The sequence below is a fragment of the Curtobacterium sp. 9128 genome (genome assembly GCF_900086645.1).
Taxonomy (GTDB): domain Bacteria; phylum Actinomycetota; class Actinomycetes; order Actinomycetales; family Microbacteriaceae; genus Curtobacterium.
The window spans coordinates 3,553,121-3,569,730 of the sequence record NZ_LT576451.1 but is presented as its reverse complement, the minus strand read 5'-3'; the positions used below and the strand labels follow the sequence as shown (position 1 = coordinate 3,569,730).

Genomic DNA, 16,610 nt, shown 5'->3' with positions numbered 1-16,610 from the left:
GTCACAGGTCGTCCTCGAGCACGACGCGCTCGATGCGCGCGGTTGTGACCCGGGCGAGGCCGATCGCGAGTTCCGCGGACGTGCCCTCGGCGGCGATGTACCCGCTGATGTTGTCGACGGGGTCGAGCGCGGGGTCCGACTGGAACCGGGACGCCTGGAAGCCAAGCACCCAGCCCCGTGAGTGGTAGCCGGTGTGCTCGTCGGCGAGGTGCGCGGCGACGGCGGCTTCGAGGGTGGCGAGGGTCTCGGCGCTCACCGCAGATGCTCCGGCGCGAAGATGCCGCGGTTGCCTCGCATCTGCACGTCCTCGAGCGCGGTGAGCGCAAGCGACTGGTTCCGGCCCTGCGGGACGCGGTGTGTGATCTCGGTGCCGAGGTCGATGATGCGGTCGCGGAGTGCGACGACGTCCTCGTGCTCGCTGGCCGTGAAGAACCGCTCGATCGCGCGGTCACGGTACGGGTCACCGGTCGGCGCCTTGTCGGCGGTGGTGCGTGACCGGACCATGGCGATCACGGACTCTGCGTCCTCGCGCGTGAGGGAGCGTCCGCGAAGGCGCTCGATGATGTCGTCGACGTTGGTGCTCATGGCGGCCTCCTGGGGGTCAGCTGGTGAAGAGCGGGATCTGGGCGTACGCGTCGCGGAGGTGGGGCTGCTCGCGGCGGCTGTTGCGGGCGAGGTCGTCGCGGCTGTTGACGTGGTCGCGGAGCCGCTTCTGCGCCCGCCGCACCTTCGACGCGGCGTCGGCGGCCTGCTCCGCGTCGAGGGCGTTCTCGACCTGTCGCTTCGCCTTCCGAATCGCGAGTTCGAGGCGGCGCTGCTTCTGCACCGCCTTGTAGCGGGCATCGTGTGCCGGTGTCCACGTCTGCCGGGGCGGGAGCACGGTGATGCCGGGGAACACGATCGTGAGGTGGTGGCGGCACTGCGGGTGGAACAGGCCCCGGGAGGTCGCCTCCGCGATCGTCGCGTCGACGTGCATCTCGGGGGTCGCGATCGGCCCGTCGGTGAGGACCGCGTTCTGCCACGGCAGGCACAGCGGGCACGGGGACCCGACGTCGGACACCGTGAAGTACTGACCGCCGATGGCTTTCATCCGCTCGAGGTGCGCAGCGTTGAACGCGCGCGCCGCGGCGGTGCGGACCGCCATCTCTGTGTACGCCGACAGTGACCACTCACGGCCGGACTTGTCGGTGAACCCGGTGATCCCGTTCGACGTGAAGTCGCGCCACGCGATCGCCTGCGCCTGCGCCGGCGTCAGCTCGACGTCGAGCACCTGCACGCGGGCCGCCTGCGGGGCGAGCACCTTGTAGATGTCGTTGTCGAGGCGAGTGAGTCGGCGCCGGACGTCCTGCAGGCTGGAGACGAGATCCTCGCGGATCGCGGCCTCCGACCGGACCGACCGAGGGACGGAAAAGTCGAATCCGCCGCTCTCCCCGCCGGGCATGGCGAGCGTCGTCCCAGGCGGCGCCGGCGGGTGGCCGCCGGGCGTCTCCCTAGACGCGCCCGGTGGCAGCGCCCGCCGGCCAGCGGCACGGGCCAGCGCCTCGAGGGCCTCGTCGCCGTGCTGGTGGATCTCGGCGAACACGTCCCGGTCCGCTTGCGCGGACCCGTCGATCAGCTCCCCGTCGATGACCTCGTCGACCAGCGGCGGGACCTGACGGTCGAGCTGCCGGACAACCGAGTACACGAGGCGACGGATCGCGGGGCGTGCCGCCTCGAGTGACACGGCACGGCGGAGGATCGCGCTGATGCCGTCGAGGAGCGTGGACTCCGCGCCGATGTGGAGGGCGACGAGCGCCGCGACGGCTTCGGCTGTGCGCCTACGCCGTTCCGGCTGCTGCTCCTGCGAGCTGCTGCTCGTCGCCATCGTCGGGCTCCTCGTCCTCGTGCTCTGTCGCATCGAACAGGGCGGACGCCGGGTCGCGCATCGCGCCGAGGGCGTCCTCGTCGCGGATGCGCTGCACCTCGGACTCGATCTCCTCGTCGGGCACCTGGCCGGCCATCCGCACGCGGGTGAGGGTGGACACGGCACGGGCGGCGTCGAGCATCGAGATCGTCTGCGCGTTCTTGAGCGGGTCGACCTGGGACACCTCGGCGAACTCGACGTCGGGGAGCTCGTCGAACCACTGGCCGCCCTTGCCGGGGAACACGATCCCGTCGATGGCGAGGGCGACCTGCGCGAGCTCGGCGAGTGCGGGCTTCGCGTAGAGCGCCTTCTTGTCGCGGGTGCGTTCCGAGTCCGACAGGTCCGCGGTGACCTCTGTCGCGGTGCGCTGCGCCTGCTGCACGTCACGCAGCCCGAGGTGCACGGGTGAGTAGCCGCACGTCGTCGCGATCTCCCGCTTGAGCGCGTCGATCGTCTCGAGGTGCTCCTGCACGCGGATGTCGAACTGCGTGTTCACGATCTGGTCGGCGAGCTTCTCGCTGGACGCGAGGGTCTGCACGCCGACGTACACGGACCGGTTGACGTCGAACGTGGCGCCCTCGCCCGGCTTGCCGGTGTCGAGCATCTGCTCGGGGACGGTGAGCCGCCCCTGCCCGTTCTCGAGGTCTCGCATGAGCGACGACCACGCCTGGTCGATCTTGTCGAACAGATCCTCGATGCCGGCGTAGTCGGAGCGTCCCAGGTTCGCGAGCGGGCCGAGCTTCCGCCAGTCGCGGGAAGGGCGCACGTTCGGCATGTACTTCACTGCGAGCTTCGGGACGCCCGTCGCGACGGTGACCGCCGGGTTCGCCAGTGCCGCGAGGTCCGGCGCGTCCGCGAACGGCTCGAGCTCGGCGGCGGACCGCAGTGACTCGTAGTGCGCCGTCTCCGGGAGCGTCGACATCGGCACGGGACGGCCCAGGTTCGCGGGGCCGCCCTCGTGCAGCTCGTACGTGATGAGCCCGGGACCGTGCCGCTCGAGGAGCCGATACACGGCGCCGCCGCGGTCGGTGGTGTCGTACTCGGTCCAGAGGGTGACGCCGGTGAGTACGCCGTATCGGAACTCGGGGATCGCGCAGTCGTGCGAGAACGCACGGAACCAGACGTGGTCCCGGAGCGCCTCGTCCCACGTGACCGCCCAGTACGTGCCACCGGACGACGCGGACAGCTCGCCCCCGTTCAGCATCTCGGCGTGCGCCTCATCGGAGCCCATGATCGTGTCGAGACGGTCCTGCCCGGGGTGCTTCCACTGCGCGGCGGGCTTCCCGCCTGCGGCTTGCTCTGCCGCCGCGACGTTGTCGGGCTTCGGGTAGCGGATCTTCGGGGCCTCGGCGAACAGGAGGTCCGCGGAGAGTTGCGCGATGTCCGCCGGCACGGGGAGGTGCATCTTCATGCGGTTGTCGGCGGTGTCCTGCCGCTGCCCCCACCACATCTTCGACAGGGCACCGATCACGCCGCCGCGGTACGGGACGCCGCTGCGGACGTGCGTCGTCGGTCCGGACTTCCCCTGGTAGATGTCCGCGAGGGTGGCAGTGTCACCGACGTACCAGGCGTCGTGCTCAGCGAACCGGGCGAACGCGATGTCCCAGGGCTGTGGGGGCCACACGTCTGCGGGCTGCGGCATCAGGGGCCTCCTCAGGCTGCGAGCTTCACGTGGCTGCGCCAGATGTTCTCGGTCGTCTTGATCGCGTATCGCAGGGCGTCCTGCGAGTGGTCGTTGGCCTTCACGGGCTTGTCCTCGCCCTTCTCCGCGGCCTTGGCGTCCCAGACGTACTCGGTGACCTCCTTCACCCAGCCGGTGCACCGGTCGGAGATGAGGAGGTTCCCGGACGACAGCAGCGACGCGACGGTGCGGATGCCGTCGAGGACGTCGTTGTCGGCCTGCGTCGAGATGAGCCCGTCCTGTTGGAGTTGCACGCGGAACGATGCGGCTGACGGGTCGAGGATCACCCAGTCAGGCGAGAGCCGAGGCTGATCCGGTGGCAGGTGCGGCTGGCCGAGCCACGCGCGGATCTCCTGCGAGAGCTGCGCGTCGGTGAGCTTCTGGTGCTCCGTCTTCGACTCGTACCGCCACTCGTCGATCGCGTACAGCTTCGGGTGGTGCCGGCCGTACGCGTCGGTGTGGAGTGCGATGCCGAGGAGGATCGCGGAGGTGGGGTTCGTGGTGCCGTAGTCGATGCCGACCGCGAGGGTCTTCCACATCGTGGGGAGCTGGTCCCAGGCGACGAGGTGCTTCTTCGGGTCCCACATGTCGAAGATCGCGCCCTCGGCGTTGGTCCAGAGGCCGCGGATGAACCGGTCGTAGAAGATGCCGGTGAACGACGCCTTCATGTCGCGGACGTACTCGTCGGTGAGTGACGGGTTGTCGTCCATCGTGAAGTGGAAGACGATCAGGTTCTTCGCCTCGGCCATGAGGATGTACTGCTGCCGGAGCCAGTGGTTGAACGAGCCCGGGTTCGTCGTTGCGAGGAGTCGGGAGAACGGGGTGCGGAGGCGTGTGAGGAGCATCTCCCAGAATCCGACCGGCAGCAGCGTCGCCTCGTCGACGTACGCGATCTCGATCGTGCCGCCGCGGATCTTCTCCTCAGCGCGGACGTCGTTCGCGCCGACGAGGTGCACTTCCCGGCCGAGGATCGTCGCCGTCGACGAGCCCCGGGTGTGCACGGTCTGCGCGGCGAGGGCACCGAACAGGTTCGGGTCCTGCAGCGGCTCGATGATGTTGCGCTCGATCGTCTGCAGCGTTTTGCCGATGATGACGATGAGACCGACGCCGCGGGCGGCGCGGATCGCGAACAGGAACGCGAACAGGGATGCGATGGTCTTCCCGCCGGACACGGCGCCGACCCAGAGGGCCAGCTTGCGCGTGGTGGAGGCGGTGATCGACCAGACCTGCTTCGGGGACAGCGCCGGAGCGGACACAGGGCCTCCTCTACGATCGGCTCAGGCTCGCCGAGAGGGGACAGCGATGTGGCAGGACGTTTTGGGATGGTTCGACGACCACGGTGGTGGCGTCAGTGCGATTGCAGCCGTCGTGACGGGCGTGATCGCCATCGTCACGTTGATCCGGGCGGGGTCCGATAGTCGGATGCGATCTCAGCCGATGGTCCTCGCCGAGCTGAGGCCCGCGAAAGACTCAGACAGCGTCATCGATCTCGTCGTTCGGAACGCCGGGGCGACGGTCGCGCGCAACGTGAAGGTGACGTTCGACCCAGTGATCGAGGTGCCCCCGGAACGTGCGCATGAGCCGCTTGTCACACCCTCCCTGGTCCAGCGGTACGCCGCGGAGATCCCCACCCTGGCGCCTGCCCAGGAGCTGTCCAACATCTACTGGGCCGGAGAACACGGCAGCGGCAGCGGCCTTGAGAACCGTGAGCCCACCCCCGACCGGGTCACGGTGACGGTGGAGTACAGCGGTCTTGGTTGGCGGCGGCTGCGAGATTCGTTCGTCCTCGACATCAAGGTCGTAACCCTGACCACCTGGTCGGAATCATCGAACTCGATGATCGGGCGCGTCAGAGCCATCGCCTCGGCCCTCGACAGCATCTCGAAGGCCGCACACAAGCGCTGAGCCTGCACCCGGTCCGGGCATGACCCGAACACACCCGGACCGGGGCGTCTACTCAGCCGTTTCGGTCGGTGTCTCGTACGTCGCCGCGGCAGCAGCGAACCCGGCCGCGAGCGTGTCGAGCAGCGAGTGAGCCGTCTCGACACCGGACGTGTCCTTCTCGAGGTACTTCGTCAGCTTGTCGAACGCGACGCCGGCCGTCGTGACCGCGGTTCGCTGCACCTCGACCGGCGGGCGCTCGAGCTCGTGCTCCGAGTAGATATTCTCCTTCCCGCCGAACGCGTACACCAGGTACGGGCCGTCGAGGTCGTCGAGCATTTTCTCCGCCCGACCGAGCATCTTCTCCGCGAGACGCTGACGACCAGCCGCGAGATCGATCGCGCGTGCCTGCACCGCGACGGCCGTCTGCGCACGAGAGAAGTCGAGGCCCAGTGCCTTCGCTATCCGGGTGATCGTCGACGTGCCGAGACCGAGCTCCGACGCGATCGCGTTGCGCCCCATCCCCTGAGCGTGCAGCTCGGCGACTCGCGCGCGTACAGCGGGGTCCTGGACTGGGCCAGGGGCCTGGGCCTCGTCGGTCATGGTTCTCGTCTCCGTGCGCCGCCTGGGCGCTCATCGAAGGTGGGTCAGGCCTCGGGGTGTGCGTCTCCTCGGTAGTTCGCGAGGGTGCGGAGGCCCAGGGGGTTGCGGTTGCCGTGGTGTCGGGTGTTGGCGACGTCGGCGTGCTGGATCTGGAAGTCGATGGGGAGTCCCGTGATGGAGGCGAGGTGCTGACCGATCGCGATGCCGAGGAACGGGATGAGGTCAGCTGTGACGGCGTGGAGGGCGTCGTACCGCTCGGGGGTGAGCATGAGGCGGACGTCGACGTCTCGGTAGTCGCCGCGGCCTCCTGCGGACGGGACGAGGGCGGTGCCGACGAGGTAGGGCGTGGCGTCGAACGCGTCGGCGATCGGCTTGCACGCCTCGTCGAGGAGGAACATCTGCCGCGGGCTGAACGCGCTCATGCTTCCCCTCGGTCCTGCTTGACGTCGTCCATGACCTGTTCGATCTCGGCGACGGTGTCCGGGTGTGGGGTGGGACGATGGACGTTCGACCGTGTGCGGTGGGCGGTGAGGTCGGGGTCGTCTGTGGTCACGGCGTCTCGGGCTCCGTGGTGCTCTCGTCGGTGTCGGCCGGGGGGAATGGCGTGTACTTCCGGATGAGGGCGGAGAGGGCGTCCGTGTCGACGTTCGCGGTCGCGGTGACGCGGACGGTGGTGTCGCCACCGGGGTTCAGGAACGCGACGTTGACCGTCGAGGGGTCGACCTGCTCGGGGGTCCATCCGGCGAGGGCGACGAGTTCGGCGTTGAAGTCGTTGCCGAGGCTGATGCCGGCCATGTGGGGCTCCTCACCGGTAGCGTGCGGGCATGGCATCGAACTACAGGCTCATCCTCGGAGGCACCGAGATTCACCTGGACCCCAGTCATCAGTGGACCGACGAGGAGTTGTGGAGCCTGCTCCGCGCCTCCACACCGAAGTCCCTACCAGTGCAGGGTGGCGGCTCGGTCACGTTCATGCCTGGACCGGGCGTTGCGGTTGTGCGCCACGAGGCTGGCGGGCAGGTGTTCTGAGTCAGGCTGGCTCCACGGGGCGAGCAGGCAGGTACGTCTGGGCCGGGAATTCGTCGGCCGTCGTGGATCGTCCTTCGCGCGAGTGTCCTGCACGCGTTGACGTGCTGCCCCGTGAAGAGGTGTTCCCCGTGCTCGCGCCGCGTGCGGTGGTTCGCGTGCGGCGCCCGAACGTCGCTGCTCAGGGCAGCACGAGTGCAGCGGCCTTGGCCAGTGCTGCGGGTGTCCGGTCGCGGCGTGTGCGGTAGCGGTGCGTGTCGGCGGGCACGGGGAAGTCGGGAGGGGGGACGGTACTGGTAGCTACTCCGTTGCCGCCATCTCGCAGGGGACGAGCGGCGCGCTTTCCGCCTGCCAGGGTCCCGCGTGTCCTACGCCGCTACGGCGTTCTTGGACGACCCCCACTGGGTCTGGACACACGAACGGCCCGGACCGTGAGGTCTGGGCCGAGTCGTGATGCATGCGAAGCATATCACCTGGGACGGACATTCAGGCTGTCCCCTGTTCGGGGGTCAGCGCGTGCGGCCCCGGCGTCGTCCGTGTTCGGCGGCCCAGGCGGTGACAGTGCTGAGTCGGACGTACCGGGTGCCGTTGATCTCGACGACGTGGAGCCCGGCGCTGGCCCACCTGCGCAGGGTCCGCTCGTCACGACGAACGGCGTGAGCTGCGACGGCGAGAGGTACGAAGTCGTTGCGCGGGTCGTCATCCGTCGGGGATGCGAGCAATGATTGATCCTTCCTGTGAGGGCCGGCAGCACGGTAAATTCAGCCGGTGATCCTCCTGATGTCCGATTGGCACCCCTTCAACTCTTACGAGTGGTGGCGGGACATCGGAACGGGGCTGCTGGGTGTGTTGGCGGCGCTGTTTATCGGAGCTGCAACGATCGCCGTCGCAGCGAAGAGCAACTCAATCGCTGATCGGACACGCTCTTTCCAGGAACTCGTGACCCGAGAGGAGCAGGCGCGCAATTTGCGGGAGACGCTTCGCGAGGCCCGGCTCGATCGGTCGGCAGTCGCGGGCAAGTTGTACGAGTACGTGGCGAAGCGTCGCGAGGAGGCTCTTGGGCGTCAGTTCCAGCCTTCGGAGATGCCCCCTGGCTTATTGCGCGGAATCATTCTGGACCAAGCGAAATACCTCGGGGTGCAAGAGCCGGTTGGCGAGATCCTTGACGACATCGATCGCGGGCTGACCGCGGAGCTCGTCAGCGCTCCGACCCTGTCGAACACTGTTGCGGCCGCTGCGCTTCTGGCCGGTGCCTTCGAGAACCGGATTCAGGCGTGGGTGCGGGAGGGCACTTACCGGGACGACTCCGGACACATCGGGTAGAGGAGATCGCCTCATCCCGTCGCCTGCGAGAGCAAAACGCGCATCCGGCGGGCGGCCTCCGCCGGGTCGTGTCCGTCGTACTCCGGGGGTGTCTCGACGGCGGCCACAGCGAACAGGTCCCAGTGTTCGGCGCGGTAGTGGTTCGACACCTGCCCGGTCGGGAGCGTCGCCACGACAATCGGTCATACTCTTGCTCCTTCGGGTTCCTCGATGCGGGGGACGGTGGTGCCAGCAGCGATCTGCCGGACGACGGACACGAGCTTCCGAGCGGGGAGGATCTCGCCCGGGTTCACGTGGTCGCGGCTGCGGGGGAGCCGGTCGGCGGTGCGGATGTCGCCGTCGACGGAGGTGGACACGAGGACGGTGGAGCAGCCCTCGCACCAGACGCGCACGTCGCGGACGTCGGCGTCGGGCGCCCATGACGTGGTGACGGCGAGGCGTCCGCAGATGGGGCACGCCCGCTGCCAGTGCGCGCGCGGCGGCCGGGACTCGGCGGGGAACCGGTTCGTGATCCGCTCGACGAGTTCCGCGACCATGTCGAAGTACGCGTACGAGCCGGAGTGGCGGGCGATGGCGTCGTGGTTGAGCAGCAGCCAGTACGTCAGGTGCCCGACGGACTCCCGCGCGCCGGCGGGCGTCGTCTCGGGCCGGAACCCGAGCGGCACCTGGTACGCGTACCGGAGCGACCGGATCAGGGGCCGCTGGACGATGCTGAGGCGCTCGCGCCAGCGGTGCGCCCAGTCGAGGAGCGTGACGACGAGCTCGTCGGCGTCGTCGAGTGCGGTCGCGTTGACGGGGATCGCCGCGGTGCGGGACTCCATCGGGACGCCCGGCTGCCCGTCGGAGACGACGCGGACGGGCACCCGGTGCATGAGGACGAACTCGACGAGGTCCGCAGCGGAGCCGAGGGCGATGCGTGCCCGGGCGGATGCGAGGGCGAGGACGTCGCCGTCGTAGTCGGTGATGGTCACTGGTCTCTCTTGGTCTGGTCGTGCTCCTCGCGGAGCTGTCGTGCACGTGCGGCGCGCTGTTCGGCCGCGATCGTGTAGGTGGGGGACTTCGGGTCGCCGTAGTCGTACGGGCCGAGGTCGTTGCCCTGCATTAGCGGCATCACCACGCCCCCTTGTGGTCGTCCCAGCCCTCGTCGGCGGCTTGCTGGTGGTCCCAGCGGATGCCGCCCCGCTCGCCAGGCACGAGGCCGCGCGCCTCGGCGGACTTCGCGCCGGTGTTGTACCGGTCGTAGTTGCCGGACTGGTTGCGGGCCTTCGCTCGGCGTCGGCCCTCGGCGCTACGGACGGGCCACGCGGCGGTTCGGTGGCCGGGGTTCGCCGTCACGTGGTCGTCGGCCTGGTCCTGGCCGTGCAGGACCGGGTTGCAGCCGGTGGTGAGGCAGCGCATCCGACCGGGCTGCTTGCGCTCGCCCATCAGAACGGGGTCTCATCGTCGAAGGTGACCTGCTGCGTCCACACGTCCTGCGCGGTGGCGCCGCCCTGCGGCTGCCCGGCCGGCTGGCCCTGGTACGCGGTCCCGGCCGCGGTGTGGTCGACCTGCTGGCCGTACTGCGCGCCCGCCTGGCCGCCCCCACCGCCGCCACGTGCGGCGCGGGTGACCTGCGCGGTCGCGTAGCGAAGCGACGGGCCGATCTCGTCGACCTGCAGCTCGATGGACGTGCGCTGCTGGCCCTCACGGTCCTGATACGACCGCTGCACGAGACGGCCCTGCGCGATCACCCGCGCGCCCTTCGTGAGGCTGCCAGCGACGTGCTCGGCGAACTCGCGCCACACGCTCGCGCGGAGGAACAGGGCGTCGCCGTCCTTCCACTCGTTCGCCTGCCGGTCAAACGTCTTCGGCGTCGACGCGATCGTGAAGTTCACGACCGCGAGCCCGTTCTGCGTGTACCGCAGCTCGGGGTCGGCGGTCAGATTGCCGACGACGGTGATGATCGTCTCGCCGGCCATCAGCGGGTCTGCCGATCGAGAGTCTCGAGCGCTGCAAGGCCAAGGGAGAGCGCCTTGACCAGACGCGCGCGATCCGGCCTGGACGCCTGCGAGGACCACCGGTAGTGCCATGCCTGCTCGTCTGCAAGCTCGAGTAGTTCGTCGGGACCGTGGTCGTCGTCGTGCTCGTCGGTGTAGCCCGAGGCATCGTGCCGCTCTCGCTCGTCGAGCACGTCGAGGATGGCCTCGTGCCGGTGCATGCGGTCGAGGATCGCCCGAACGGCGGTCACATCCTCGAGGACCGCATCCGTGCTGTCCTCGGCGTCGTGGATCTCGGCGACTGCCGCCCCCAGTCGATCGACAGCCTCGATGGCGGTCATGGTCTTGCTGCTCATGCTGCGTGTCCTCTCGGTGATGCGGCTCGTGCCGCCCTGTTGATCGCGGCGCGCTCTCGGCGCCGCAGGTTCTCGATGCGCTCCGCCCGCTTCCGGGCTGCTTCGCGCTGGTTCCACTCGCCGGCCTCGACGAGCGCCTGCGCCCAGTCGTCTTCGCCGAGCGGGTGGTAGATCTCCCGCTTCCGGGCCTCGTGCACGGCCCGCATCGCCCGGTCCCGGCGACCGCCCGGCATCTCGGAGATCAGGTCCACGACGTCGATCGACGCGACGAACACGTCCCAGTCCGCAGCGATCATGCGTTCACCCCGAGGTCGACCTCGGAGACGAACCGCAGATCCTCCGCCGCGTAGAGCCCCTGTACGTCGCCCGCGTTCCGGGCCGCGGTCACGACGTACGCGTCCACGTCCCGGACCTCGCCGTCGGCGCGGTTCGTGATCGCCTCGACCAGGAGCACCGCCGCCCGAGGCGACAGCACCCCGACCGGACGCACCGCTCGCTCGAGGAGGCCATGCAGCCGGGGCAGGTCCCGGACGCCGGCGCGCGCCGCTCGTTCCTGAACCGCCGCGTCGATCTCGATGTCCGTCCCGAGCTCGACAACGTCACCTTCTGGACGGACTTCAGGTTCTTGAGTCATGTCCAGTCCAGAGGGTGGGACGGGATGGGACGGGACGGGATGGGATGGGGAAGGCGCGGCGTCGGGCGAACCCGCACCGTCCGTCCCCTCGGAGTCACGCCGTGACTTCTCCCGTGACCGACGCTTCCGTTCCGCAGCAGCATCACGATCGGACTCGATCTGCTGACGCGTCGGCTGGTACCGGGACCAGTCGTGGAATCGGTACGCGGCTTCGTCCGGAATCCACAGCGAAACGGCCACGAGTTCGTTCACGAACCGCGGCTTTGCGCGCAGAAGTGGCAGCGCAAACGCCGGAATGTGGCCATCGGTGAGGTGGTGCATCGACCACGACCCAGCCCGCATCCACAACGCCTGAGCCCCATCCGAGAGCTGCAGCGTCTTCGGGTGCGACCAGAACCCGTCGTCGACCTTGAACCACGGCATCAGCCGTCACCTCCCATCCGTCTTCGTGCTTCCTTGGCGCTGATCTCTTGCCAGCCGCCCTCGTCGTCGTAGAGCACCCACGCGGCGTGGAGCGTGCCGACCTTCGTCCGCAGCCACCGCCTCGCCGGCCACTCCTTCGGGTCCTGCCCCGCCGGCACCCGCCAGCCGTCCTCGAGCGCCGCACGGAGGTTCTCCGTCCGCCATCCGTGACAGCCCGTCGTCCCCGACCCGCACAGGAGCTGCAGGTTCGACGGGACCGTTCGACCGCCCTGCGAACGATTCAGCCGGTGGTCCCGGTTCACAGACCCGCCGCGGAAGCACCGCTGGCACATGTCGTTGTCCCGCTCGGTCGCGATCGCGTAAGCACGCGCCTCCTCGGCGGCGTTTGGCCGGGCGAACTTCGGCGCAATCATGAGACCTCGTCGATCGCTAGAATCTGAGGTGTGATCAGCGTTGAAGGAGCGGGAGTGCTCGCCCAGGTCGTTCCCGTCGGCTTGCTCGTACTCGCCTTCGAAGCTCGACGGGAAGATGCCCTCCTTGGCGGGACGCCTCTCATGGAGAAGGTCGTCGGCGGCGCCAGGTACGCGCTGATCGGAATTGTGATCGCCTCGCTCGTCGTCGAGACTGCCTGCATCAGCGCCGTCAGCTCGGAGACCGCCATTCGTGGCGTCGCGGCAGCGTTCGTGTACGTCGTGGGGTACCTGCTGTCCTTCGCCGTGGGGGTGGTGATCCTCGTCGCAGTCATGCGGACATCGGGCTTCACGGACGCCATGATCGACCGGCAGATGCGAGATCCGGTTGTGCGTGCTCGCTTGGAAGCGGCCGTTCGGCGGAACGCCGAGCGCTGGAGGGGCGAGTAGTAGTTCATGCGGCCACCGCCTCGTACTCGGCGCCGAGAGACGCGACCGCTGCTGCGATGAGGTCACGGGCTGCTGGCGGGGTGACCGCGTTCCCCGCGGCCTTCACGAGGTCGCGGTTCGACACCGGCCGGAGGCGGTTCGGCGGCTGCCACTTGTAGTCCTTCGGGAAGGCCATGCCGGCGGCGACCTCGTGCGGCTGGAACATCCGGAAGAGCACCTCGGGGACCATTGCCTCGGCCTCCCGAAGATCGCGGGGTGTGAGCGTGCGACGCTCCGGCTGCCGTAGTACCGCCTGGTGTCCGGCCGTCGTCAGCGTGCGGAGCTCCTCGAGCATCGACGTCGTCATGGACGCGCCGCCGGAGTTCATCCGGTGGATGAGCGCCTTCGTGGTGTCGTTCGCCGTTATGGTCGACAGCGGGTCGTCGACGTCGCGGATGCGGTACTCACCCCGGCGATCGAGGCTGAACGGGTCCTGCACAAGGCCGTGGTGGTTCCCGCCAGCCGTGAACGTCCCCGCGGGCTCGGACACAGACCGTGCCGTCGATGTACCGTACATCTCCGCGATGAACGGCAGGTGCGCGAGCGCCGTCTCGGCGCGCGTCGTCTGCGTCCGCATCGGAGCGTCGATCGACAGCGCGTCCTTCCCGTCGCGACCCTCGACCGGCACGGCGAGGGCCTTCGAGTTCGTGGTGTGCAGCGCCCGCAACGGCTCGCCGACGGGCCACACGCGGTGGTAGCCGTCGAGGTGGCCGTGCTGCCGGTGAGCGGGGCTCGCTGCGTCGTACGTGTTCCCGGCCGCCTCGAGCGTCAGCGGACCCCAGTACCGGGCGATGCCCGCGGCGATCCGGGCGCGGGTCTTCGGCTTGAGCCGGTCGCCGATGCGATCGCCCGGGATAGACCAATCGATCGCCGCGGCTGCAGGCAGCCACCCCGGTTCGACGATCTGCCCGCAGCGGGAGCAGCAGTACACGTACGCCTGCCGGTACCGGCCCACCTCGCGACGGCCCTTGAACGACTGCACGGACTCCACGACGTCGTCGCAGCGGTCACAGAACGCCTTCGGTCGGAGGACCCGGTCGATGTCCGGCGCGGCGGCCGTCTCGGGCCACGCTACGACGTAGATCCGGTCGCGAGACTGCGGGGCCGGCGCACCGAACGCCTGGGCGTGCATCGAGTTCAGTGACACCACCCGGAACCGGTACCCGAGCGCGCGGAGCTCGGAACGCCAGATGTCCCACGCGGTGCGGTACTTCGCCTGCGTGGCGATGTCGACGACGTTCTCGACGATCACGAGCCGGTACCGGTGGTGCTCGATGAACCGGAGCACGTCGAACATCAGCAGCCGGGATCGGTTCTTCGCGTCGTCCGACAGCGGATCCTCGAACAGGCCCTCCTCGATCGCGGGGAGCTTCGACCCGTTCGCCTGTGACCACTTCGTGCACTCCGGCGACGCCCAAAGGATGTCGGTCTTCGGGAAGAACGACGGCCGCTCCTGGTGGAGGTCGACGACGGCATGGTCCGTGGTCGGGTGGTTCAGCGCGTGGATGTCGCAGACGAGCTGCCAATGGTTCGCCGCGATGCGGACGTTGATGCCAGGGACCTGCAGCGCACCGGTCGACGAGCCGCCGGCGCCCGCGAACAGGTCAGTGATGGTAAGAGTCACGCTGCACCTCCCGCTACGCTGCTGCGCATGAGTGACGCGTGGGCGGTGGTCATCGGGGCCCTGGTGGGTGCTGCTGCTTCCTTGGGGACTACAGCTTCGGGGCTCGTCCCCGGCCTCAATCCGGAGGATCGCTCCCAGCGCATCGCGCGAAATGTGCGGCTGCAAGCGCTGCTGACTGAGATCACGGACGACTTGATGCGTCTGTCGCTGGTGCCGGACGATGTCGACGGCAGGGAGACCGCGATCGACATTCGAGCGAAGATGATCGTCACTCGAGTCGAGTTGGCGGCGTTAAGTCCGCGGCGCGACAAGCGCTTGATGGATTTGTACGACGTTGTGCTGCAAGCAGCCAATCGAAACGATGACGGCCTGCGTACGAGGGCGGGTGCGCTGTTCTCCCTTGGGGCGGCACTTTGGCTAGGCGGCTCGGACTTCACGGACGATGTCCGCAAGGGCATGGAGCAAATGCGAGCGGATACACGCGCCTCGATCGCGGCTGCATCTTCGACGGACTGAGTCCCGCTCGAGTTGTATCCCATCACGCACCTCGCAGGAGGGTTACGAGGTCGGCGAGCGTCATCGTGACGAACTGCTCGCCGGGGGAGCCGATACCGCGGCGCTTGTGGACGACGAGCCCGATACGGGCGTCGTCGTTGCCGCGCTCACGCTCGGCCTCGGCGAGCCAGGACCCCAGGCTCATCGACTGGTGATTCTTGCACTCGAGGACGACGCGCTCCCCGCGAGGGGTGCGGACGCCGCCGATGTCGCCGCGGTCGTCGCGGCCGTTCTTCGGGCGGATGTCGATGCGGTCGTCGAGCTCGTCGCGGAGGTAGTTCGCGACGCTGCGCTCGAACATCTGGCCGGCCTTCCGTGCGCTGCTGTTCGAGCGGCGCGGGCGCGGCGGGGTCGTGCGATCCTGGGGTTTCATGCTGGTGTCTCTCGCAGAGGGGTCGGTGTGGGTGGGGCGGTGGCCGTTGCAGTCGGGCACCGCCCCGGCTGAGCTACGGGCGCCCCGAGAAGATCGGGACGCTCGCGGGGATGCCGTCGTGCACCTGCGTCGTCTCGCCGTCCTTCGTGACGGTCTTCCCGTCGCGGATCTCGGTGACGATGTCGGCGAACGCGGCGTCGAGGATTTCCTGCGGGCGCTGCAGCACGATGCCGAGGCCGAGCTGCGACCCGCGAAGCCGGTACCGGAACCGCGCGACGACGAGGTAGACCGGGCCACCGATGTAGGGGCGGAGGAGCAGCTCGAGTTCCGTCGGGATCTCGATGTGCCCCTTCTGGCCGGCGCGGGCAGTGACGGTCTCCTTGTAGTTGAGCCGCACCTGCCCGGAGTCGAGCCGCTCGCCGCCCTCGAAGTCGACGGACGTCTTCGCCTGGAACGATTGCGCCAGCTCGATGAGGACCGCGGTGTCCGGCTTCCGGACGTCGAGGGCCTGCTGCTCGATGAACTCGGCGAACTCGGTCTGCTCGAGGAGCTTCCCGTCGGCCTTCGTCCACGCCTCCCACGACTTCGTGTGCCGCAGCTCGAGGCGGGCAGTGTGTTTCTGCCACCCGCCCTGCCCGGCGTCGTGGGAGTCGAGCACCGCGATCACGTTCGACGACGGGGTGTCGGCGTAGACCTCGGTGTGCCCGTCGATGACGTGCTTCTCGACGTACCGGACGAACGACTCGGCGTCGCCGACGACGCGGGCCGCGGCGATGTGCCGAGGCGAATCGGCGTAGGCGTCGGTGTCGAGCACGCGGGTCGCCCCGTCCGTACCGGCCGCGCCGTAGACAACTCCGGGGGCCAGCGTCTCGGCGCCGGCTGCCTGGCGGGCGAGGTCCGCGACGACGGCAGCCTCGGGGGATTCGGTGTAGTCGGTCATGCTCAGTCGAGCTCCTTGATCTCCCCGGTGGCGGGGTCGTGGGCGGGTGCGTTGCGGATGTCGTCGTCGTCGAACAGGGGCATCGACGACGGGTCGCGGCGGGACAGGGTGTGGTCGCGGTCGACGTACGTGATCGACCCCTGACGGTTCTTCTCGGGCCGCTTGACGGTGATCTTGTCGTTGACCTTGAGGGCGCTCGCCGCGTCGTCGATCGGCTTGAGCTCGAGGGTGAGGGTGATCGTGCCGCCCTTCCCCGTCTCCTCGATCGCGGCGACGAGCTTCGTCAGCTCCTCGTGCAGTTCGAGGTCCGTCTTCGGCCTCGTCGACGCGAGGAACGCGGCGAAGCTCCCGGGCTTCTTCTGCGTCTCGTCCTTGGACATGGGGTGTTCCCTTCCTGGGTTGACCGGCCGGGCG

General features: G+C 68.9%; 27 protein-coding genes. 5 read left to right on the top strand and 22 right to left on the bottom strand.

Translation table 11 applies throughout. The annotated features are described in order from the left end of the window. Position 1: 1 nt before the first annotated feature. Genes QK288_RS17050 through QK288_RS17030 form a run of 5 tightly spaced genes read right to left on the bottom strand, consistent with a single transcriptional unit; the run spans position 2 to position 4,840 of the window. On the bottom strand, positions 2-256 hold the full coding sequence (locus QK288_RS17050) for a hypothetical protein (RefSeq protein WP_281265460.1): 255 nt from the start codon (positions 254-256) through the stop codon (positions 2-4). After that, the gene (locus tag QK288_RS17045) at positions 253-585 is read right to left on the bottom strand and encodes a hypothetical protein (RefSeq protein WP_281265459.1); all 333 of its coding nucleotides are present in this window, start codon (positions 583-585) and stop codon (positions 253-255) included. The genes QK288_RS17050 and QK288_RS17045 overlap by 4 nt, the downstream gene beginning before the upstream one ends. A gap of 16 nt (positions 586-601) precedes the next feature. Continuing rightward, positions 602-1,864, bottom strand: a complete 1,263-nt coding sequence (locus QK288_RS17040; RefSeq protein ID WP_281265458.1) for a phage minor capsid protein — start codon at positions 1,862-1,864, stop codon at positions 602-604. Beyond that, a complete protein-coding gene (locus tag QK288_RS17035; RefSeq protein WP_281265457.1) occupies positions 1,818-3,545 on the bottom strand; it encodes a phage portal protein in 1,728 nt (575 codons plus the stop codon). Before QK288_RS17035 ends, QK288_RS17040 begins: the two co-directional genes overlap by 47 nt. Positions 3,546-3,556: 11 nt before the next feature. Further along, entirely contained in the window at positions 3,557-4,840 is a 1,284-nt protein-coding gene (locus QK288_RS17030; protein ID WP_281265456.1) for a PBSX family phage terminase large subunit, read from the bottom strand. A gap of 46 nt (positions 4,841-4,886) precedes the next feature. Here QK288_RS17030 and QK288_RS17025 point away from each other — a divergent pair, with 46 nt between their 5' ends. Beyond that, positions 4,887-5,489 carry a hypothetical protein gene (locus QK288_RS17025; RefSeq protein ID WP_281265455.1) on the top strand — a complete coding sequence of 201 codons (603 nt, stop codon included), beginning with the start codon at positions 4,887-4,889 and terminating at the stop codon, positions 5,487-5,489. 48 nt (positions 5,490-5,537) lie between these two features. On the opposite strand, the gene QK288_RS17020 is transcribed toward QK288_RS17025, so the two are convergent. The 4 genes from QK288_RS17020 to QK288_RS17005 form a co-directional block, all read right to left on the bottom strand. Then, positions 5,538-5,987, bottom strand: a complete 450-nt coding sequence (locus QK288_RS17020; protein ID WP_281265454.1) for a hypothetical protein — start codon at positions 5,985-5,987, stop codon at positions 5,538-5,540. 125 nt (positions 5,988-6,112) lie between these two features. Beyond that, the gene (locus tag QK288_RS17015; protein WP_281265453.1) at positions 6,113-6,490 is read right to left on the bottom strand and encodes a hypothetical protein; all 378 of its coding nucleotides are present in this window, start codon (positions 6,488-6,490) and stop codon (positions 6,113-6,115) included. Continuing rightward, positions 6,487-6,621 carry a hypothetical protein gene (locus QK288_RS17010; RefSeq protein ID WP_281265452.1) on the bottom strand — a complete coding sequence of 45 codons (135 nt, stop codon included), beginning with the start codon at positions 6,619-6,621 and terminating at the stop codon, positions 6,487-6,489. The genes QK288_RS17015 and QK288_RS17010 overlap by 4 nt, the downstream gene beginning before the upstream one ends. Further along, positions 6,618-6,863, bottom strand: a complete 246-nt coding sequence (locus QK288_RS17005) for a hypothetical protein (protein WP_281265451.1) — start codon at positions 6,861-6,863, stop codon at positions 6,618-6,620. Before QK288_RS17005 ends, QK288_RS17010 begins: the two co-directional genes overlap by 4 nt. Before the next feature lie 29 nt (positions 6,864-6,892). Here QK288_RS17005 and QK288_RS17000 point away from each other — a divergent pair, with 29 nt between their 5' ends. Continuing rightward, entirely contained in the window at positions 6,893-7,096 is a 204-nt protein-coding gene (locus QK288_RS17000; protein ID WP_281265450.1) for a hypothetical protein, read from the top strand. A 765-nt stretch (positions 7,097-7,861) separates the two neighbouring features. Then, positions 7,862-8,416 carry a hypothetical protein gene (locus tag QK288_RS16995; protein WP_281265449.1) on the top strand — a complete coding sequence of 185 codons (555 nt, stop codon included), beginning with the start codon at positions 7,862-7,864 and terminating at the stop codon, positions 8,414-8,416. A gap of 11 nt (positions 8,417-8,427) precedes the next feature. Here QK288_RS16995 and QK288_RS16990 read toward each other — a convergent pair whose 3' ends face one another. From QK288_RS16990 to QK288_RS16950, 9 genes are read right to left on the bottom strand one after another with little or no spacing between them, the layout of a single operon-like run. After that, positions 8,428-8,589 (bottom strand): hypothetical protein, encoded by a 162-nt coding sequence (locus QK288_RS16990; RefSeq protein WP_281265448.1) that lies wholly within the window; start codon positions 8,587-8,589, stop codon positions 8,428-8,430. 9 nt (positions 8,590-8,598) lie between these two features. Then, positions 8,599-9,387: a hypothetical protein gene (locus QK288_RS16985; protein ID WP_281265447.1), complete on the bottom strand. Its 789-nt coding sequence runs from the start codon at positions 9,385-9,387 to the stop codon at positions 8,599-8,601. Then, complete coding sequence (locus tag QK288_RS16980; protein ID WP_281265446.1) at positions 9,384-9,533, bottom strand: hypothetical protein; 150 nt, start codon at positions 9,531-9,533, stop codon at positions 9,384-9,386. Before QK288_RS16980 ends, QK288_RS16985 begins: the two co-directional genes overlap by 4 nt. Beyond that, the gene (locus QK288_RS16975; RefSeq protein ID WP_281265445.1) at positions 9,527-9,841 is read right to left on the bottom strand and encodes a hypothetical protein; all 315 of its coding nucleotides are present in this window, start codon (positions 9,839-9,841) and stop codon (positions 9,527-9,529) included. Before QK288_RS16975 ends, QK288_RS16980 begins: the two co-directional genes overlap by 7 nt. Next, on the bottom strand, positions 9,841-10,374 hold the full coding sequence (locus QK288_RS16970; RefSeq protein WP_281265444.1) for a single-stranded DNA-binding protein: 534 nt from the start codon (positions 10,372-10,374) through the stop codon (positions 9,841-9,843). The genes QK288_RS16975 and QK288_RS16970 overlap by 1 nt, the downstream gene beginning before the upstream one ends. Continuing rightward, positions 10,374-10,748, bottom strand: a complete 375-nt coding sequence (locus QK288_RS16965) for a hypothetical protein (RefSeq protein ID WP_281265443.1) — start codon at positions 10,746-10,748, stop codon at positions 10,374-10,376. The genes QK288_RS16970 and QK288_RS16965 overlap by 1 nt, the downstream gene beginning before the upstream one ends. Continuing rightward, positions 10,745-11,044: a hypothetical protein gene (locus tag QK288_RS16960; protein WP_281265442.1), complete on the bottom strand. Its 300-nt coding sequence runs from the start codon at positions 11,042-11,044 to the stop codon at positions 10,745-10,747. The genes QK288_RS16965 and QK288_RS16960 overlap by 4 nt, the downstream gene beginning before the upstream one ends. Further along, the gene (locus QK288_RS16955) at positions 11,041-11,805 is read right to left on the bottom strand and encodes a hypothetical protein (RefSeq protein ID WP_281265441.1); all 765 of its coding nucleotides are present in this window, start codon (positions 11,803-11,805) and stop codon (positions 11,041-11,043) included. The genes QK288_RS16960 and QK288_RS16955 overlap by 4 nt, the downstream gene beginning before the upstream one ends. Beyond that, positions 11,805-12,218: an HNH endonuclease gene (locus tag QK288_RS16950; protein WP_281265440.1), complete on the bottom strand. Its 414-nt coding sequence runs from the start codon at positions 12,216-12,218 to the stop codon at positions 11,805-11,807. Before QK288_RS16950 ends, QK288_RS16955 begins: the two co-directional genes overlap by 1 nt. A gap of 30 nt (positions 12,219-12,248) precedes the next feature. Here QK288_RS16950 and QK288_RS16945 point away from each other — a divergent pair, with 30 nt between their 5' ends. Beyond that, positions 12,249-12,665, top strand: a complete 417-nt coding sequence (locus QK288_RS16945; protein WP_281265439.1) for a hypothetical protein — start codon at positions 12,249-12,251, stop codon at positions 12,663-12,665. 4 nt (positions 12,666-12,669) lie between these two features. Here QK288_RS16945 and QK288_RS16940 read toward each other — a convergent pair whose 3' ends face one another. Further along, positions 12,670-14,328: a DNA cytosine methyltransferase gene (locus QK288_RS16940; protein WP_281265438.1), complete on the bottom strand. Its 1,659-nt coding sequence runs from the start codon at positions 14,326-14,328 to the stop codon at positions 12,670-12,672. 27 nt (positions 14,329-14,355) lie between these two features. Here QK288_RS16940 and QK288_RS16935 point away from each other — a divergent pair, with 27 nt between their 5' ends. Then, positions 14,356-14,844 carry a hypothetical protein gene (locus tag QK288_RS16935; protein ID WP_281265437.1) on the top strand — a complete coding sequence of 163 codons (489 nt, stop codon included), beginning with the start codon at positions 14,356-14,358 and terminating at the stop codon, positions 14,842-14,844. Positions 14,845-14,866: 22 nt separating this feature from the next. Here the strand turns inward: QK288_RS16935 and QK288_RS16930 are convergent, their stop codons facing one another. The 3 genes from QK288_RS16930 to QK288_RS16920 form a co-directional block, all read right to left on the bottom strand. Continuing rightward, a complete protein-coding gene (locus QK288_RS16930; RefSeq protein WP_281265436.1) occupies positions 14,867-15,256 on the bottom strand; it encodes a hypothetical protein in 390 nt (129 codons plus the stop codon). A 73-nt stretch (positions 15,257-15,329) separates the two neighbouring features. Continuing rightward, on the bottom strand, positions 15,330-16,196 hold the full coding sequence (locus QK288_RS16925) for a DUF2303 family protein (RefSeq protein ID WP_281265435.1): 867 nt from the start codon (positions 16,194-16,196) through the stop codon (positions 15,330-15,332). Between the two features lie 2 nt (positions 16,197-16,198). Continuing rightward, positions 16,199-16,576: a hypothetical protein gene (locus tag QK288_RS16920; RefSeq protein ID WP_281265434.1), complete on the bottom strand. Its 378-nt coding sequence runs from the start codon at positions 16,574-16,576 to the stop codon at positions 16,199-16,201. Positions 16,577-16,610 lie beyond the last annotated feature (34 nt).

Bases quoted from the DNA above. Each gene is read 5' to 3' on its own strand.
- QK288_RS17005 (WP_281265451.1), bottom strand. From the start codon at position 6,863: ATGGCCGGCATCAGCCTCGGCAACGACTTCAACGCCGAACTCGTCGCC.
- QK288_RS16950 (WP_281265440.1), bottom strand. From the start codon at position 12,218: ATGATTGCGCCGAAGTTCGCCCGGCCAAACGCCGCCGAGGAGGCGCGT.
- QK288_RS16920 (WP_281265434.1), bottom strand. From the start codon at position 16,576: ATGTCCAAGGACGAGACGCAGAAGAAGCCCGGGAGCTTCGCCGCGTTC.
- QK288_RS16965 (WP_281265443.1), bottom strand. From the start codon at position 10,748: ATGAGCAGCAAGACCATGACCGCCATCGAGGCTGTCGATCGACTGGGG.
- QK288_RS16935 (WP_281265437.1), top strand. From the start codon at position 14,356: ATGAGTGACGCGTGGGCGGTGGTCATCGGGGCCCTGGTGGGTGCTGCT.
- QK288_RS17020 (WP_281265454.1), bottom strand. From the start codon at position 5,987: ATGGGGCGCAACGCGATCGCGTCGGAGCTCGGTCTCGGCACGTCGACG.
- QK288_RS17025 (WP_281265455.1), top strand. From the start codon at position 4,887: ATGTGGCAGGACGTTTTGGGATGGTTCGACGACCACGGTGGTGGCGTC.
- QK288_RS17000 (WP_281265450.1), top strand. From the start codon at position 6,893: ATGGCATCGAACTACAGGCTCATCCTCGGAGGCACCGAGATTCACCTG.
- QK288_RS16930 (WP_281265436.1), bottom strand. From the start codon at position 15,256: ATGAAACCCCAGGATCGCACGACCCCGCCGCGCCCGCGCCGCTCGAAC.
- QK288_RS17015 (WP_281265453.1), bottom strand. From the start codon at position 6,490: ATGAGCGCGTTCAGCCCGCGGCAGATGTTCCTCCTCGACGAGGCGTGC.
- QK288_RS16975 (WP_281265445.1), bottom strand. From the start codon at position 9,841: ATGGGCGAGCGCAAGCAGCCCGGTCGGATGCGCTGCCTCACCACCGGC.
- QK288_RS16925 (WP_281265435.1), bottom strand. From the start codon at position 16,196: ATGACCGACTACACCGAATCCCCCGAGGCTGCCGTCGTCGCGGACCTC.
- QK288_RS17035 (WP_281265457.1), bottom strand. From the start codon at position 3,545: ATGCCGCAGCCCGCAGACGTGTGGCCCCCACAGCCCTGGGACATCGCG.
- QK288_RS17040 (WP_281265458.1), bottom strand. From the start codon at position 1,864: ATGGCGACGAGCAGCAGCTCGCAGGAGCAGCAGCCGGAACGGCGTAGG.
- QK288_RS16970 (WP_281265444.1), bottom strand. From the start codon at position 10,374: ATGGCCGGCGAGACGATCATCACCGTCGTCGGCAATCTGACCGCCGAC.
- QK288_RS16955 (WP_281265441.1), bottom strand. From the start codon at position 11,805: ATGCCGTGGTTCAAGGTCGACGACGGGTTCTGGTCGCACCCGAAGACG.
- QK288_RS16960 (WP_281265442.1), bottom strand. From the start codon at position 11,044: ATGATCGCTGCGGACTGGGACGTGTTCGTCGCGTCGATCGACGTCGTG.
- QK288_RS17045 (WP_281265459.1), bottom strand. From the start codon at position 585: ATGAGCACCAACGTCGACGACATCATCGAGCGCCTTCGCGGACGCTCC.